Genomic DNA, 14,178 nt, shown 5'->3' on the forward strand with positions numbered 1-14,178 from the left:
CCCGGCTGAAGTCGGGTGGCATGGGCCCACAAGGGAAGAGAGATCATCATGCTCGAAAGATGTGAGAGTGCTCAGGAACGATTCAACGGCGTCCACCAACTGGTTGATCGCTGGTTGCATGAGCGCCGTAAACTTGTGAGTGCTTATGCTGCTCTGATCGATCAGCAAAACAACCCCAAGCGTGGGCCTCAAAAAGAGTTTTGCCAGATCCTGGTCGACTATGTTTCCGCAGGCCATTTCGAAATTTACGAGCAGCTGAATCAGGAGGCACAGGCCTTCAATGATGAGCGTGGTCTTGCCCTGGCCGAGACCATTTACCCGCGGATCAACGTGATTACCGAAGCCGCCCTGGCTTTCAACGATCATTGCGACGGCAAGGCCCATCGTCCTGACTGCGATAAGCTGGCAGAAGAAATCAAAGTTCTGGGCGCTTTGCTGGATGAGCGTTTCGAGCTTGAAGATTGCCTGATTGAAGTGCTGCACAACGCGCACAAACAGAAAGAAGCCGCTCAGGCTTAAGCCGTGGGCAAGTCAAAAAAACGGTGCGCAATGGCGCACCGTTTTTCGTTTTCGAGCATTCACTTGCGGATAGAAAACAGCTCGATTTCAAACACCAGCGGCGTATCGGGTTCGATCAAATCCCCTGCACCCTCAGCCCCGTAAGCCTGGCTGGAGGGGATCACCAATCGCCATTTCGCACCGACGGGCATCTGCACCAGTGCGCTGCGCCAGCCAGCGATGACGCTGTCCAGGCGAAACCATTGGGGCTGGGTGCTGTGGTCGAACACTGTGCCATCGGGCAGGCGGCCGATATAACTCACGTAGACGGAATCCTGTGCGTCAGGCTTTGCCCCCTTGCCGGGTTTGAGCTCGGTCAGGATGATTCCGTCAGCCAGCTCGCGAGCTTGAGGCTGCTGTTTTTCTTTCAGCAAAAAATCACGTTCAGGCTCGGCTGCAGTCTCGCTTTCAGGCGGAATTTGCGTGTTGTCGGTTTGGGCCTGATGCTGCATCAATATCTGTTCGATACGCTCATCACTTAGCGCCAGAGGCTTGCCTTGATAGGCCGTGCGCAGGCCCTCGACCAATGCCTTTATCTGCAGATCCGGGACTTCCAGGCGCAGGCGCTCCCCCAGGCTGGCACCCAGGCTGTAGGCCAGGTCGTGCGCGGCATCGGGGGATGGAGCCGGGGCTGCATGAGCCAAAGGCGCAAGGCACAACAACGTCATTAAGAAGTAACGCGGCATGGTGGTTCTCCGGCGTGATATGCGAGGGATTATGCCAGCGCTAAAGCGTGCGGCGATGATTTATTCGGGGGGTTTGGATAACGTTGAACCACCCACAAAAATTAGCCGTTGTGATGGTTAAAGATTGATCCAGCACAAGTTTTTCGACGTCGTGCAACGCACAGCTATCCTTAGTGTCAACATGCCCTAGCGGCGGTAGTTACAGAGGTCTAGTATGAGCCGCACTCACTTCAGCCAGGAGGTAAACCATGTCGGCCAATAAGAAGCCCGTTAATACGCCGTTGCACTTGCTCCAACAGCTCTCAGGCAGTCTGCTTGAGCATTTGGAAAACGCTTGTTCCCAAGCGTTGGCTGATGCTGAGAAATTGCTCGCCAAGCTTGAAAAGCAGCGCGGCAAAGCGCAGGAAAAACTGCACAAGTCCCGCGCCAAACTGCAGGACGCCGCCAATGCTGGCAAATCCAAGGCTCAAGCCAAAGCCAAGTCGGGCGTCAAAGAGCTTGAGCAACTGCTCGACTCGCTCAAGGATCGTCAAACCGAAACGCGCACCTATATCCTGCAACTCAAGCGCGATGCTCAAGAAAGCCTGAAGTTGGCCCAAGGCATTGGCCGGGTCAAAGAGGCGGTAGGCAAAGCGTTGTCTACGCGTGATGCCAAGCCCGCGTCAGCTGCGAAAAAACCTGCTGCCAAGGCAGTCGCTAAAGCCCCGGTAAAAGCTGCTGCCAAAGTGGCCGCCAAGCCTGCGGCCAAACCGGTTGCCGCTCGCACGGCCAAACCTGCGCCAAAAACTGCAGCCGCCAAGCCAGCAGCTAAACCCGTAGCCGCTAAAACAGCTGCCGCCAAACCGGCAGCCAAGCCCGCAGCGGCTAAACCGGTTGCCGCCAAAGCGCCAGCCAAGGCTGCAGTTAAAGCGCCTGTGAAAGTGGCTGCCAAGCCCGTGGCTAAAACAGCGGCTGCCAAACCTGCTGCTGCCGCCAAGCCTGCTGCTGCCAAGCCTGCAGTAAAAGCCGCTGCAAAACCGGCCGTTAAAAAGCCCGTAGCGGCCAAGCCGGCAGCCAAGCCTGCTGCCACCCCCGCCAAGCCTGCTGTAGCGCCCGCTGCCGCTACGACGGCTGTTGCTGCAACGCCAACCCCGGCATCCGCAGCAAACTCGGCTACCACCCCCTCCAGCGCTTCTTAAGCGTTGTTGATTGCGGCGCGCAGCGTGTGCAGCGCGTCGCAATCAGGGTGGCCAGCATCGCCAGTCATCCTCTGCAGCCAACCGCAAGTCTCTTGCGATTGCGCGAGTGACCAGCCTTGAGTCACCGACTCCAGACGCTGCAATAATGTCCGCTCAGCTTCCAGTTCCAGTGACTTGATCTGCACGCGCAACGCCGCCAGCGCATCGTCGCGTGTCGCCGGTTCACGCCAGTGTGTTCGCAATAGTCGCAAGGGCTGCACCACCTCACGCTGCCATGGCCCGGCGCAGGCTTTCAATTGCCCCAGGCGCGCCTCATCGAAGGCCACGCCACGCTCCTCAAGCCAGGCCGCACACAGCAAAACGCATACATCCAGGCCCTGGCTCTGCAAGTGCAGGCACGCCGGTTCTACACCGGGGCGGGCGTAGAGGTTCAAACAGTAATTCCACAGGTCAGTCTGCATAGTGCAATTCGCGCCAGTTGAGAGGGAAGCTGGTAGACTCCGCCGCCATTATGATCCGACTTCAGAACCTGACTTTACAGCGTGGTCCGCAACGTCTGCTAGAAGACGCCGAGCTGACCCTGCACGCCGGCCACAAAGCCGGTCTGGTCGGCGCCAATGGCGCCGGTAAATCCACTTTGTTCGCCTTGCTGCTGGGTGAGTTGACGCCTGATTCCGGGGATTGTCTGCTCCCGGCCGACTGGCGGATTGCCCACATGCGGCAGGAAATCGACACCCTCGACCGCATCGCGATCGACTACGTGCTCGATGGCGATCTGCGCTTGCGTCAAGTGCAAGCCGACCTGGCCAAGGCCGAAGCCGACGAGGATGGCGCCGCACAGGCACGTCTGCACGCTGAGCTGGACAGCGCCGACGGCTACACCGCTGATGCCCGTGCCCGCAAAATGCTCGCCGGGCTGGGTTTTACCAACGAACAAATGGACCGCCCGGTTGCCGACTTCTCCGGTGGCTGGCGGATGCGCCTGAATCTGGCGCAGGCACTGATGTGTCCGTCGGATCTATTGCTGCTCGATGAGCCGACCAACCACTTGGACCTCGACGCCATTCTGTGGCTCGAAGACTTCCTCAAGAATTACCCCGGCACCTTGCTGCTGATCTCTCACGACAGGGATTTTCTCGACGCAGTGGTCGATAACATCGCCCATGTCGACCAGCGCAAGATCACCCTTTATCGCGGTGGTTACAGCGCATTCGAGCGTGCCCGTGCCGAGCGTCTGGCCCAGCAACAACAGGCCTACGAGAAGCAGCAGGCGCAACGTGCGCACATGGAAAGCTACATCGCCCGCTTCAAGGCCCAGGCCACCAAGGCCCGTCAGGCGCAAAGCCGGATCAAGGCACTGGAGCGCATGGAAGAGCTGAGCGCGGCCCATGTGGATTCGCCGTTCGACTTCGTGTTCCGTGAAGCGGTCAAACTCTCCAGCCCGCTGCTCGACTTGTCCGATGCACGTCTGGGTTATGGCGATAAAACCATCCTGGAAAAGGTCAAGTTGCAACTGGTTCCGGGCGCTCGTATTGGCTTGCTCGGGCCAAACGGTGCGGGTAAATCGACCCTCATCAAAAACCTTGCGGGCGAGCTGGAGCCGCTGTCGGGCCGACTGGCCCGTGGCGAAAACCTTGTGGTTGGCTACTTTGCCCAGCATCAACTCGACTCGCTGGATTCCAAGGCCAGTCCGTTGTTGCACATGCAGCGCCTGGCTCCAGCTGAGCGTGAACAAACCCTGCGCGACTTCCTCGGTGGTTTTGACTTCCGTGGGGCGCGTATCGACGAGCCGGTACTGAACTTCTCGGGTGGCGAAAAAGCCCGCCTGGCGCTGGCGCTGATCGCCTGGGGTCGACCGAACCTGTTGCTGCTCGACGAACCGACCAACCACCTCGATCTCGAAATGCGTCTGGCGCTGACCATGGCGTTGCAAGAGTTCAGCGGTGCAGTGCTGGTGGTGTCTCACGATCGGCATTTGCTCAAAAGCACCACGGATGAATTCCTGCTGGTGGCTGATGGCAAGGTGCAAGAATTCGACGGTGACCTCGAAGACTATGCCCGCTGGCTGGCTGACTACCGTTTGCGCAACGCGCCGGCCAGCAACACGCCGGTCAACCCTGACAAGACCGACAAAAAGGCCCAGCGTCAGGCTGCCGCAACGTTGCGCCAGCAACTGGCACCGCACAAGCGCGAAGCCGACAAGCTTGAGAGCGAACTGGGCAAGGTCAACGAGAAGCTGGCCAAGATCGAAGCCAGCCTGGGTGACAGCGCGGTTTACGAAGCAGCACGCAAAGACGAATTGCGAGATCTGCTGGCTGAACAGGCCAAGCTCAAAGTGCTCGAAGGTCAGTTGGAAGAGCGCTGGATGGAAGCTCTGGAGCTGCTTGAATCCATGCAAGCGGAACTGGAAGCCCTGTCCTGATGGAAGCCCTGCACTTACCTCTGCCAGCCGAATTCATTGCACCGCTGTGGATCGGCTTGCAGATTTTGCTGATTCTGCTGGCCGGTTATTTCTCTCAGCGCGTAGTGGCTCGTTTCCTGACTCGGCTGGGCGAGCGTTACCCGTTTCCGCCGCAGCTCATGATGCCGCTGCGGGGCGGTTTGCGCTGGTTCATCATGGGCAGTGCGGTGATTGTCGTCCTGGAGCGCCTGGGTGTATCGGCCACTGTGTTGTGGACTGCGCTCTCGGGTTTTGTGGCCGTGGCAGCGATTGCCTTCTTCGCCATGTGGAGCGTGCTCTCCAACTTGCTGTGCGCGGTGCTGATCTTCACGGTGGGCCCGTTTCGCATTGGCGACATCGTGGAACTCCTCGATACCCTCGACAAGCCGGGCGTCAAAGGTCGGGTCGTGGCCATCAACCTGCTCTACACCACCCTGATCGAGCCCGCCGAAGCCGGTAGTGGCAGCAGCATGGTGCAAGTCCCCAACAGCCTGTTCTTTCAGCGCTCGGTCCGTCGCTGGCGTGAAAGCGACCTTTAAAGGCACCGCTATCCACCTGTGGCAGCGGCTATAAAAAGTAGTGGTCAATTTTCAACCAACGCATTAGCTTAAAGGACTTGTTACAGATCTTGTCCGAGGTGTGCGATGTCGTTGGAAACGTGGTTGGCCTTTTTTGCTGCCTGTTGGGTCATCAGTCTGTCGCCCGGTGCAGGGGCGATTGCCTCGATGTCGTGCGGCCTTCAATACGGTTTCTGGCGTGGCTACTGGAACGCGTTGGGCCTGCAACTGGGGCTGGCGTTGCAGATTGCGATTGTCGCCGCCGGGGTGGGTGCAGTGCTGGCCGCCTCATCCACTGCCTTCTACGCGATCAAATGGTTTGGTGTGGCCTATCTCGTCTACCTGGCCGTCAAACAGTGGCGCGCCCTCCCGGCGGACCTTAGCGATGACGCGGCTGTACGCCCCATCGGTAAACCACTGGCACTGATATTTCGCGGCTTTCTGGTCAATGTCAGCAACCCCAAGGCGCTTGTTTTCATGCTCGCGGTCCTGCCGCAGTTCGTAAACCCTACTGCGCCTCTGGTGTCTCAATACGTGACGCTGGGCGCAACCATGATCTGCGTCGACCTGATCGTGATGGCCGGGTACACCGGGCTGGCGTCCAAGGTCCTGCGTTTGCTGCGCACCCCAAAGCAACAGCGCCGCATGAACCGCACCTTTGCAGGCCTGTTTGTGGGCGCAGCAGGTTTTCTTGCGACGTTGCATCGCGCTACGACCTAAACATCTTGAGTCGCGGTCATTGGAAGTGAACAATGTGTTACTTCTCATTTCCATCCGGATTTATCAATGACCGCCCGCTCGCGTTTTTTTGCCTGGCTGATGTTGCCAGTGCTCGCGTTGTGCAGCCTTACGGTGTCTGCCAACTCCCCGGAAGGCGCCTCACAAGCGCTGCACCTGATCGACTACATCGGTGCGGACTATCCGCCTACCGTTGAGAACGGGAAGGTCATCGATGAAACCGAGTACCGCGAGCAGTTGGAGTTCCTGACCGTACTCAAGGGCTTGATTGAGGGCCTGCCAGAGCGCCCTGAGCGAGCCGAGCTGGCTCGGGGTGTGAACGCCTTGCAAGCCGCCATCGAAAAGCGTGAGGACGGCACTGCCGTTGCCCGTGAGGCGCGGCAACTGGGTGCCAGACTGGCTGTGGCCTACGAGGTCAGCCAGGCACCTGCCATCACCCCGGACCCAACCCGTGGCGCGCCGTTATATGCCCAGCATTGCTCGGTGTGCCACGGTGAAACCGGCGCCGGGGATGGTCCCGCCAGCCTTGGGATGACGCCGCCTCCGGCCAACCTGCGCGACGTACAACGCCTTGACCGGTTGAGCCTCTACGCGATCTACAACACGTTGGGCCTGGGTGTTGAAGGCACTGATATGCCTTCGTTTGCCGATCAGCTGGACGAGCGTCAGCGCTGGGACCTGGCCACTTACATCGCAGGCTTGAGTGCTGACCCGGCTGCGGCAAAGGCCGACAAAACCTACAATCTGGCGGATCTTGCCCGTCAAACTCCGAATGAAGTGCTGGCGGCTGAAGGCCCCGAGGCGACGGCGACCTTCCGTGCCCAACGGGCGCAGCCGCCGCAAGTCAAACGCGGTCCGGCGCAGTTGCTCGATTACACCAGCGCTACCCTGGACAAAAGCCTCGCGGCTTACCGCGCCGGCGACCGCGAACAAGCCTACGACCTGTCGGTAGCGGCTTATCTGGAAGGCTTTGAGCTGGTTGAAAGCTCGCTGGATAACGTCGACGCCAACGTGCGTAAGAACACCGAGAAAGCCCTGATGGCGTATCGGCAGTCATTGCAGGACGGCTTACCGATCGAGCAAGTCGAGCAGCGTCTGGATGCCGCAAAGGCCTTGCTTAAAGAGTCAGCCGGGCTGCTGGGCAGCGATGGCTTGAGTTGGACCTTGAGCTACATCTCGGGCCTGTTGATTTTGCTGCGCGAAGGTCTGGAAGCGATTCTGGTCCTGGCCGCGATCCTGGCTTTCCTGCGCAATACCGGCCAGCAGTCTGCGGTGCGCAGCGTCAACATTGGCTGGGGATTGGCCCTGGTTGCAGGTCTCGCTACGTGGGCGCTGGCCGCCTATGTCATCGACGTCAGCGGCGCCCAGCGCGAACTGCTTGAAGGGTGCACGGCCTTGTTCGCCAGCGTCATGGTGCTGTGGCTGGGCGTATGGATGCATGACCGTCGCCATGCGGCTGCGTGGCAGGACTACATCAAAAGCAGTCTGGTCAGTGGTGGCGGGCGCTTTGGTTTTGCGATCCTGGCGTTTTTCTCGGTGTACCGCGAACTGTTCGAAGTGATCCTGTTCTACGAGACCCTGTGGCTGCAAGCCGGGCCTGCGGGTCATAACGCCGTATTGGCGGGCGGCGCCACGGCGCTGGTGTTACTGATGGGGCTGGCGTGGATCATCCTGCGCGGTTCGGCCAAATTGCCATTGGCGCTGTTCTTCAGCATCAACGCGGCCCTTCTTTGCGCCCTGTCGGTCGTATTCGCCGGGCATGGCGTGAAAGCACTTCAAGAGGCGGGCATCTTCGGTACGCGGCCTGTAGCGTTCTTTGACTTCGACTGGTTGGGCATTCACGCGGATGCCTACTCGCTGGCTGCGCAGGCGGTCGCCATTGTGGCGATTATCGTGTTGTACAGTCGCAGCAAAATGGCGGAAAAGCGCCGGGTGCAGGCTTCGTAAGCATCCGAGCAGTTGTGGTAAGCCACATACTTACTGTGTGGCTTGCCAGCGGCTAATGCCATTCGGCGTGACATAGTTGTTGCGCTATTGTGCTTGATTACCCTGGTGAGGGCGTGAACACCACACCAGGGCTTAGAAAATCGATGTGATACCCCGACGAGCCATCACCTAATGCAACATGCACTCCGCTAATGCCTTCGTTCATTTGAGAGTTGATACGATAATCAATAAACGGTGCTATAGCATTATTCACCCCTACTGCAAACTCCGTGAGCTTTAACCCTCGTGCGCCGGCCGCACAGTTTAGTAATTCTTTGTGTTCTGTATCGTTGACCCGGAATGAAGTGAGGATATTGTTTTCCACCGTCAAGAGTGCGGTGTGGTGTGCAACATCACGGGTGAGATGTTCAAGGGCTATCTTTAATGCGATGTCCGTTGATGTGGAAGACTTTCTAAGTACGGTGAGAATGCCAGAGATTGTCAGGTGCCCATTAAACTGGAAGGGGCAAGGTGCATGTGAATTCATGTGGGCATAGTGTACTTCAAAAAATTCAGCTATTGAGTGTACAAAGTCATTGTTTATATCTTCTTCGATCATGGCGTATGGGATGGCCTGCTTTGAAATAGTGACGCGAGCCTTGGAATTGCTCCCGTCCAAACTGAACTCCCTGTAGGTATCAAGCTGCGTCAAGACAAGCCGCTGTTTTTGGAGTGCATCGTCAAAGTCACTCTTCAGGATAAGATCCAGCCCATAGAGTGCACTTCTGACGGACGACTCAAAAACGTGGACCGCACAAAAAATACTTTTTCTGGCAGGGGTCTGCTTAGCAATTTTGAATGTGTGCCTGGCGGCTTCATTGCAAAAGGCAAAGACGATACTTTGTGCTGGAAGAAACGCTATGTCATTGAGCGATTGTGCATTAAAGCCTTGAGCAATACACCTTTGGAGAAAATCATTGTTGTCGGAGACGATCCACGCGTCTTTTAAGTTGAAAGGGAAGTTATTCGCAGGCACAGGCATGCCCTCTAATGGGAAGTGGGCGCCAATTGATATGTCTGCTTTGTTTTGGCGCTCACATGTCTATATTACCCACTCAATCTGGCTGGAAAGCCCAGGCAAGTGGAGCCCATCCGAAGTTGTCCGGGTCAGATGTGGTTCGGTTTAATTTTGGTTTTGGTAGCGTTGAGTTAGTCATTATTTATCCTCGCTGTGCAGTGTAATAAATGTATGTTGGATGCCTGAGCGCGTCAGGAGGTTGCTATGTTAGGGCTAATGATTGGCAGGTTGAAGTGATGTTTCATGTGTTTTTATATTGTTTCTCTATTGTATTAACCTCATTTAGCAAGTTCGGATATTAGTGTAGGAATTTTATGTAGGCATTGTCTGATATTTGGCTTGTTCTCAGGGTTTTTATTGTTTCTCTGTTGTGAGTTAAAGCGTTTTTGATCTAGATTTTGCACTCTGTTTAATACTTATTGGTATTTGCCGTAATCCAGGCGAGGAGTCGTTATGCTTTCGTCAAAAAAGTATATTTGTGCACTTTCGGTCAGCAATGCTCTTGAGCTTTGTGATCTCACAGAAGTGGATAATCCAGCGCATGCCATCGGGCTTTTGTTAAGTGAGGTACTTGAGGGCCTGGTGAGCCGTGGTTGGCCTGCTGGCCAGATCCTGAGAGGCCCGCGAATTGTTTCGGCGCAAGAGAACTATGGATTGCTTGGCTATGACCCTGCAGAGGTCACGTTAGGCAGTGAGCATACGCGCTGGGTGGATGAGCATTCGCTGTTGCGTACTCAAACTACCAGTCAAATCCCACGGGCTTTGCAGCGAGTCGCACAGGACCGTAAAGCAGGGGAAATCATCCTGTTGGCGGCTCCCGGTATTACATTCAGGCGCGATAGCCGCGACAGATGGCACTGTGCTGAGCCACATCAGATGGATATCTGGCTGCTCGGTGATCCAGCACTCTCAACCCGTACGCATTTACTGAGACTGGTGGGTGACATCCTTGAGTGTGCCGTACCCAACATGGCGTGGGTATACAGTGACAGTCCGCACCACTACACCGAAGGCGGAATCGAGGTAAACCTGATCTCGCAGGAGCAACCGGTCGAAGTGCTTGAGCGTGGGTGTATTGCACCCTCGCTTTTGCAAAGACTGGGTATTGATCCTGCCAGGCATGGTGGTCTGGCATTGGGCATGGGCTTGGACCGCCTGACCATGTTACGCAAGGGCATACCCGATATTCGCTTGCTACGGGATCCTGATGAACGCGTTCAGGCCCAGATGTATGATTTGCAACCCTGGCAGGCCGTTTCGCGGTTGCCTTGCATCACACGTGATATCTCCCTTGCAGTGACGCCGGGCTTGAGTGAAGAGGTGCTGACCGAAAAGATGTTGCTTGCTGCAGGTGATCGCTCGGCCTGGATTGAAGAAATGCAAGTCAAAGGGCGCTGGGCTATGGATGAATTGCCTGTGCAGGCGATTGAACGGCTCGGGCTGTTACCCGGGCAAGAAAACGTTTTGTTGCGGGTGATATTGCGGGACTGTTCGCGTTCCATTACTACGTTAGAAGCCAATGCATTGTATGAGCGTATTCAGTCTGCATTGCATGAAGGCGCTGTGGGTGGAGGCTACAGGATCAAAGGCTGAGCCAGTACTCCATTCTGATTGGCTTGCAGGTGATAGCCTTAGCCCATTTTTCAGGAGTTACCCCCATGCGTGTCTGGATCGACGCAGACGCTTGCCCCAAGGCGGCGAAGGATCAGGTCATCAAGTTCGCCCTCAAGCGTCAGTTCGAGGTGCTGCTGGTGGCGGGGCAGAGCCAGATCAAGCCGACCTACGCACTGGTCAAACTGATTGTGGTGCCCAGCGGCCCGGATGCGGCGGATGACTACTTGGTGGAGCACGCGGTGCCCGGTGAGCTGGTGATTTGCAGTGATGTGCCCCTGGCCGACCGGCTGGTGAAAAAGGGCGTGGCGGCGCTGGACCCGCGGGGCAAGGAGTTTGATCCGCAGAACATGGGGGAGCGGTTGGCGGTGCGCAATCTGTTTACCGATCTGCGAGAGCAAGGTCAGGTCAGTGGCGGGCAAGGCGCCTATGGCGAACGCGAAAAACAGGCGTTCGCCAATGCTCTTGACCGCATCCTGACGCGGCTGGCGCGGGGCTGATCAGTTCTTTTGAGTGAGTTCCAGCACCCGATCAACCATCTTGTTGATGCCGGACGCTGCTTCGCTGATGGATGTGGCAAGCATGTAGGCCGGTGTGCTCACCAGTTTGCGCGCCTTGTCTTCGACAATTTCCGACACCTCGCACTCTTCGTGGGAGCCTCCCATCTTGGTGACTGCCGCAGCGGTATCGGCGTCCGTACCGATGGTGCAGATCACGCCAGGGCCATAAATCTTGGCGGCGATGGCGGGGGAAATACACATCAGGCCAATGGGTTTGCCTGCTTCGGCAAAGGCCTCGGCCACCCGCAGAACGTCAGCCTGGACCGTGCACGCGGCGCCTTCAGTGGCAAAGCTGGACAGGTTTTTGGCTGCGCCAAACCCGCCCGGTACGATCAGGGCGTCAAAGTCTTCGACCCTGGCTTCACGAACATCCTTGATCTCACCTCGGGCAATGCGTGCTGATTCCACCAGCACATTGCGCGTCTCGGGCATTTGTTCGCCGGTCAGGTGGTTGATGACGTGCAGTTGCGCAATGTCGGGTGCAAAGCACTGCACTTTGGCGCCGCGTTGGTCGAGGCGCAGCAGGGTGATCACGCTTTCATGGATCTCGGCGCCGTCATAGACGCCGCAACCCGAAAGAATGACGGCAACTTTTTTGGTGGTCATGTCGGTCTCCTTGTTCATGGCGTTAATGTCGCCTGATTTGGCGCTTGATGCCATAGGGTTTCGCACTAAGTCCGCCTACGCTTGATGGATCGTCGGTCGGGGTGTGCCATGAAGCTGATTCTGTATGCAGTTCCGTTTTTCTTTGTGCTGATTGCTGTCGAGCTGCTGGCCGACCGCTGGCGCGGGATGCGTACTTATCGCCTGGCAGACACCATCAGCAGCCTGAGCGCCGGCGTGCTGTCGACCACCACCGGTTTGCTGACCAAAGGCGTAGGGCTGATCACTTATGCGCTGGCGCTGAAGTATCTGGCACTGCTGCAGCTGCCGGAAGACAGCCTGTGGGTCTGGTTGTTTGCTTTCGTGTTCTACGACTTTTGCTACTACTGGCACCATCGTCTCGGGCATGAGCGCAATGTGCTGTGGGCCGCGCACTCGGTGCACCACCAGAGTGAAGACTACAACCTGTCCACCGCCCTGCGCCAAACCAGTACCGGGTTTGTGTTCGGCTGGGTCTTTTACCTGCCGATGGCAGTGTTGGGCGTGCCGCTGCTGGTGTTTGCCACTGTGGCGACGCTTAACCTGCTCTATCAATTCTGGGTCCATACCCGGCATGTACCCAAACTGGGGTGGTTCGAGTGGTTCTTTGTGACGCCTTCCAATCATCGGGCTCACCATGGGCAGAATGCTCTCTACATGGATCGTAATTACGGGGGTGTGTTCATTCTCTGGGACCGATTGTTTGGCACCTTCCAGGAAGAGGACGACGCAGAGCCGGTTATTTATGGCGTGACTACACCGCTGAAAAGCTGGAACCCACTGTGGGCAAACTGGCAGTTTTATGGCCAGTTACTGGCCGATGCACGACGTACCCAACGCTGGCGGGACAAGCTGCGAATCTGGTTCATGCCCACGGGCTGGCGCCCGGCGGATGTGGCGATGAACTACCCGATGGGTAAACCGGATTTGAGCCAGTTCGAAAAGTTCGAGATCGCGTTGCCATTGCGTCAGCAGCTGTATATCGCGGTGCAATTCGCGGTTTATGTGGCGCTGGGCAGTTACTTGCTGAACGTGGGCGAGACATTGCCAACCCCGGCATTGATGCTGGGATGGGGCGCTATGGCGTTGGGATTGTTCGTGCTGGGTGCCGGGCTGGAGAATCGCCCCTGGGCGCTGAAGCTTGAGTGGTTGCGCCTGGCGCTTGCTGTGTCACTGGTCTGGCTGGCCCCTTGGGCGGGGCTGTGGCCGGCCAGCGCATTGGGCTGGGTCGGCCTGCTCAGTTACACCGTGTTGAGCGTGATGGGGCTCTACATGTGCCGAAACCGCATCACTCAGCTGGCGGGTTGCTGACCTCAACGCTGGTCTTGTTCTTCTCTTCAAGTGCAGTCTGTTTGGCCAGGCGCGCATTCTTGAAGCGGCGACGGGCCCACAGGCACAGGCCGATCAGCAGCAAGGCACCAAGCACCCACAGCTCATACTTCTTGACGTTGCCCAGCAAGCCTTCGAGTACGGCGCCAAAGTGGTAGGCGGCGGTGGCCAGGGCGATGGCCCAGATGGCCGCGCCAATCCCGTTGAGCAGCAGGTAGCGGCCAGGAGGGTATCCCGACAGACCAATTGCCACAGGCATGACGGTGCGCAGGCCGTAGACGAAGCGAAAACTCAAGACCCAGATGTCCGGGTGCCTGCGAATGTGCTCCAGAGCCTTGTCGCCCATAAGTTGCCAGCGCGGTTTGCGCGCCAACAGTTTGCGGCCGTGCTTGCGCCCCAGGAAGTACCACAGCTGATCACCGGCATAACTGCCGAGGAACGCCACGATCATGACCAGTTTGAGGTCCATGTATCCGCGGAACGCCAAGAAGCCTGCGAGAACCAGAATGGTCTCACCTTCAAAGAACGTCCCTAGAAACAGGGCGAAGTAGCCGAATTCTTGAAGAAATTGTTGGAGCATTGTCTGGATGCTGGCGAAATGAACGCGCAGCCTACGCCTTAAGGGACGTTCGGGAAAGTATCGAAATGTGACTTAGCGTTAACAAATCCTACAAATCATGTGTATTTGACCTACATCATTAGCGTTGTCATCTAGTGTTCATGGCAAGGCGCTATAACCATGCGCGAGGTGATTATTGCCTCAAACCTGTGGGGACTGGCTTGCCTGCGATGGGGGCTATGCGGCCTGGCAGGCAAGCACGGGTGATGCCATCGCGAGCAAGCCCGCTCCCACATGCCGGTGCCTCTGGAAACAA

At 57.3% G+C, this 14,178-nt stretch carries 14 protein-coding genes; 9 read left to right on the forward strand and 5 right to left on the reverse strand.

Annotated elements, in window-relative coordinates:
- Nucleotides 1–48 precede the first annotated feature (48 nt).
- Entirely contained in the window at nt 49–519 is a 471-nt protein-coding gene (rsd, locus tag AC19YQ_RS08255; RefSeq protein WP_339477006.1) for a sigma D regulator, read from the forward strand.
- Between the two features lie 59 nt (nt 520–578).
- On the opposite strand, the gene AC19YQ_RS08260 is transcribed toward rsd, so the two are convergent.
- Complete coding sequence (locus tag AC19YQ_RS08260; RefSeq protein WP_500594911.1) at nt 579–1,244, reverse strand: FKBP-type peptidyl-prolyl cis-trans isomerase; 666 nt, start codon at nt 1,242–1,244, stop codon at nt 579–581.
- 248 nt (nt 1,245–1,492) lie between these two features.
- Here AC19YQ_RS08260 and AC19YQ_RS08265 point away from each other — a divergent pair, with 248 nt between their 5' ends.
- On the forward strand, nt 1,493–2,422 hold the full coding sequence (locus AC19YQ_RS08265) for an AlgP family protein (RefSeq protein ID WP_500594912.1): 930 nt from the start codon (nt 1,493–1,495) through the stop codon (nt 2,420–2,422).
- On the opposite strand, the gene AC19YQ_RS08270 is transcribed toward AC19YQ_RS08265, so the two are convergent.
- The gene (locus AC19YQ_RS08270) at nt 2,419–2,883 is read right to left on the reverse strand and encodes a TIGR02444 family protein (protein WP_500594913.1); all 465 of its coding nucleotides are present in this window, start codon (nt 2,881–2,883) and stop codon (nt 2,419–2,421) included. The genes AC19YQ_RS08265 and AC19YQ_RS08270 overlap by 4 nt on opposite strands.
- Nucleotides 2,884–2,933: 50 nt before the next feature.
- On the opposite strand from AC19YQ_RS08270, the gene AC19YQ_RS08275 reads away from it, so the two are divergent.
- The 4 genes from AC19YQ_RS08275 to AC19YQ_RS08290 all read left to right on the forward strand — a co-directional run bounded on the left by AC19YQ_RS08275 (nt 2,934) and on the right by AC19YQ_RS08290 (nt 8,104).
- Entirely contained in the window at nt 2,934–4,844 is a 1,911-nt protein-coding gene (locus AC19YQ_RS08275) for an ATP-binding cassette domain-containing protein (RefSeq protein WP_133079286.1), read from the forward strand.
- Complete coding sequence (locus AC19YQ_RS08280; protein WP_133079285.1) at nt 4,844–5,401, forward strand: mechanosensitive ion channel domain-containing protein; 558 nt, start codon at nt 4,844–4,846, stop codon at nt 5,399–5,401. The genes AC19YQ_RS08275 and AC19YQ_RS08280 overlap by 1 nt, the downstream gene beginning before the upstream one ends.
- Nucleotides 5,402–5,506: 105 nt before the next feature.
- Nucleotides 5,507–6,139: a LysE family transporter gene (locus AC19YQ_RS08285; RefSeq protein ID WP_133079284.1), complete on the forward strand. Its 633-nt coding sequence runs from the start codon at nt 5,507–5,509 to the stop codon at nt 6,137–6,139.
- Between the two features lie 66 nt (nt 6,140–6,205).
- The gene (locus tag AC19YQ_RS08290) at nt 6,206–8,104 is read left to right on the forward strand and encodes an FTR1 family protein (protein ID WP_500594914.1); all 1,899 of its coding nucleotides are present in this window, start codon (nt 6,206–6,208) and stop codon (nt 8,102–8,104) included.
- A 97-nt stretch (nt 8,105–8,201) separates the two neighbouring features.
- On the opposite strand, the gene AC19YQ_RS08295 is transcribed toward AC19YQ_RS08290, so the two are convergent.
- Nucleotides 8,202–9,125 (reverse strand): CgnE/CgnB domain-containing protein, encoded by a 924-nt coding sequence (locus AC19YQ_RS08295; RefSeq protein WP_500594915.1) that lies wholly within the window; start codon nt 9,123–9,125, stop codon nt 8,202–8,204.
- 489 nt (nt 9,126–9,614) lie between these two features.
- Here AC19YQ_RS08295 and srmL point away from each other — a divergent pair, with 489 nt between their 5' ends.
- Together srmL and AC19YQ_RS08305 are read left to right on the forward strand one after the other, a co-directional pair.
- Nucleotides 9,615–10,754 (forward strand): PheS-related mystery ligase SrmL, encoded by a 1,140-nt coding sequence (gene srmL, locus AC19YQ_RS08300; RefSeq protein ID WP_500594916.1) that lies wholly within the window; start codon nt 9,615–9,617, stop codon nt 10,752–10,754.
- Between the two features lie 65 nt (nt 10,755–10,819).
- On the forward strand, nt 10,820–11,272 hold the full coding sequence (locus AC19YQ_RS08305) for a YaiI/YqxD family protein (RefSeq protein ID WP_500594917.1): 453 nt from the start codon (nt 10,820–10,822) through the stop codon (nt 11,270–11,272).
- On the opposite strand, the gene elbB is transcribed toward AC19YQ_RS08305, so the two are convergent.
- Nucleotides 11,273–11,938 (reverse strand): isoprenoid biosynthesis glyoxalase ElbB, encoded by a 666-nt coding sequence (elbB, locus tag AC19YQ_RS08310; RefSeq protein ID WP_339477024.1) that lies wholly within the window; start codon nt 11,936–11,938, stop codon nt 11,273–11,275.
- A gap of 108 nt (nt 11,939–12,046) precedes the next feature.
- Between elbB and AC19YQ_RS08315 the strand changes: the two genes are divergently transcribed.
- Entirely contained in the window at nt 12,047–13,285 is a 1,239-nt protein-coding gene (locus AC19YQ_RS08315) for a sterol desaturase family protein (protein WP_500594918.1), read from the forward strand.
- Here the strand turns inward: AC19YQ_RS08315 and AC19YQ_RS08320 are convergent.
- Nucleotides 13,263–13,883 carry a DedA family protein gene (locus tag AC19YQ_RS08320; RefSeq protein WP_133079092.1) on the reverse strand — a complete coding sequence of 207 codons (621 nt, stop codon included), beginning with the start codon at nt 13,881–13,883 and terminating at the stop codon, nt 13,263–13,265. The two genes, AC19YQ_RS08315 and AC19YQ_RS08320, sit on opposite strands and share 23 nt — an antisense overlap.
- Nucleotides 13,884–14,178: the final 295 nt, after the last annotated feature.

Source organism: Pseudomonas sp. MF06569, assembly GCF_059862735.1.

Coding starts and splice junctions, on each gene's coding strand:
- rsd (WP_339477006.1), top strand. CDS start 49: ATGCTCGAAAGATGTGAGAGTGCTCAGGAACGATTCAACGGCGTCCAC.
- AC19YQ_RS08260 (WP_500594911.1), bottom strand. CDS start 1,244: ATGCCGCGTTACTTCTTAATGACGTTGTTGTGCCTTGCGCCTTTGGCT.
- AC19YQ_RS08265 (WP_500594912.1), top strand. CDS start 1,493: ATGTCGGCCAATAAGAAGCCCGTTAATACGCCGTTGCACTTGCTCCAA.
- AC19YQ_RS08270 (WP_500594913.1), bottom strand. CDS start 2,883: ATGCAGACTGACCTGTGGAATTACTGTTTGAACCTCTACGCCCGCCCC.
- AC19YQ_RS08275 (WP_133079286.1), top strand. CDS start 2,934: ATGATCCGACTTCAGAACCTGACTTTACAGCGTGGTCCGCAACGTCTG.
- AC19YQ_RS08280 (WP_133079285.1), top strand. CDS start 4,844: ATGGAAGCCCTGCACTTACCTCTGCCAGCCGAATTCATTGCACCGCTG.
- AC19YQ_RS08285 (WP_133079284.1), top strand. CDS start 5,507: ATGTCGTTGGAAACGTGGTTGGCCTTTTTTGCTGCCTGTTGGGTCATC.
- AC19YQ_RS08290 (WP_500594914.1), top strand. CDS start 6,206: ATGACCGCCCGCTCGCGTTTTTTTGCCTGGCTGATGTTGCCAGTGCTC.
- AC19YQ_RS08295 (WP_500594915.1), bottom strand. CDS start 9,125: ATGCCTGTGCCTGCGAATAACTTCCCTTTCAACTTAAAAGACGCGTGG.
- srmL (WP_500594916.1), top strand. CDS start 9,615: ATGCTTTCGTCAAAAAAGTATATTTGTGCACTTTCGGTCAGCAATGCT.
- AC19YQ_RS08305 (WP_500594917.1), top strand. CDS start 10,820: ATGCGTGTCTGGATCGACGCAGACGCTTGCCCCAAGGCGGCGAAGGAT.
- elbB (WP_339477024.1), bottom strand. CDS start 11,938: ATGACCACCAAAAAAGTTGCCGTCATTCTTTCGGGTTGCGGCGTCTAT.
- AC19YQ_RS08315 (WP_500594918.1), top strand. CDS start 12,047: ATGAAGCTGATTCTGTATGCAGTTCCGTTTTTCTTTGTGCTGATTGCT.
- AC19YQ_RS08320 (WP_133079092.1), bottom strand. CDS start 13,883: ATGCTCCAACAATTTCTTCAAGAATTCGGCTACTTCGCCCTGTTTCTA.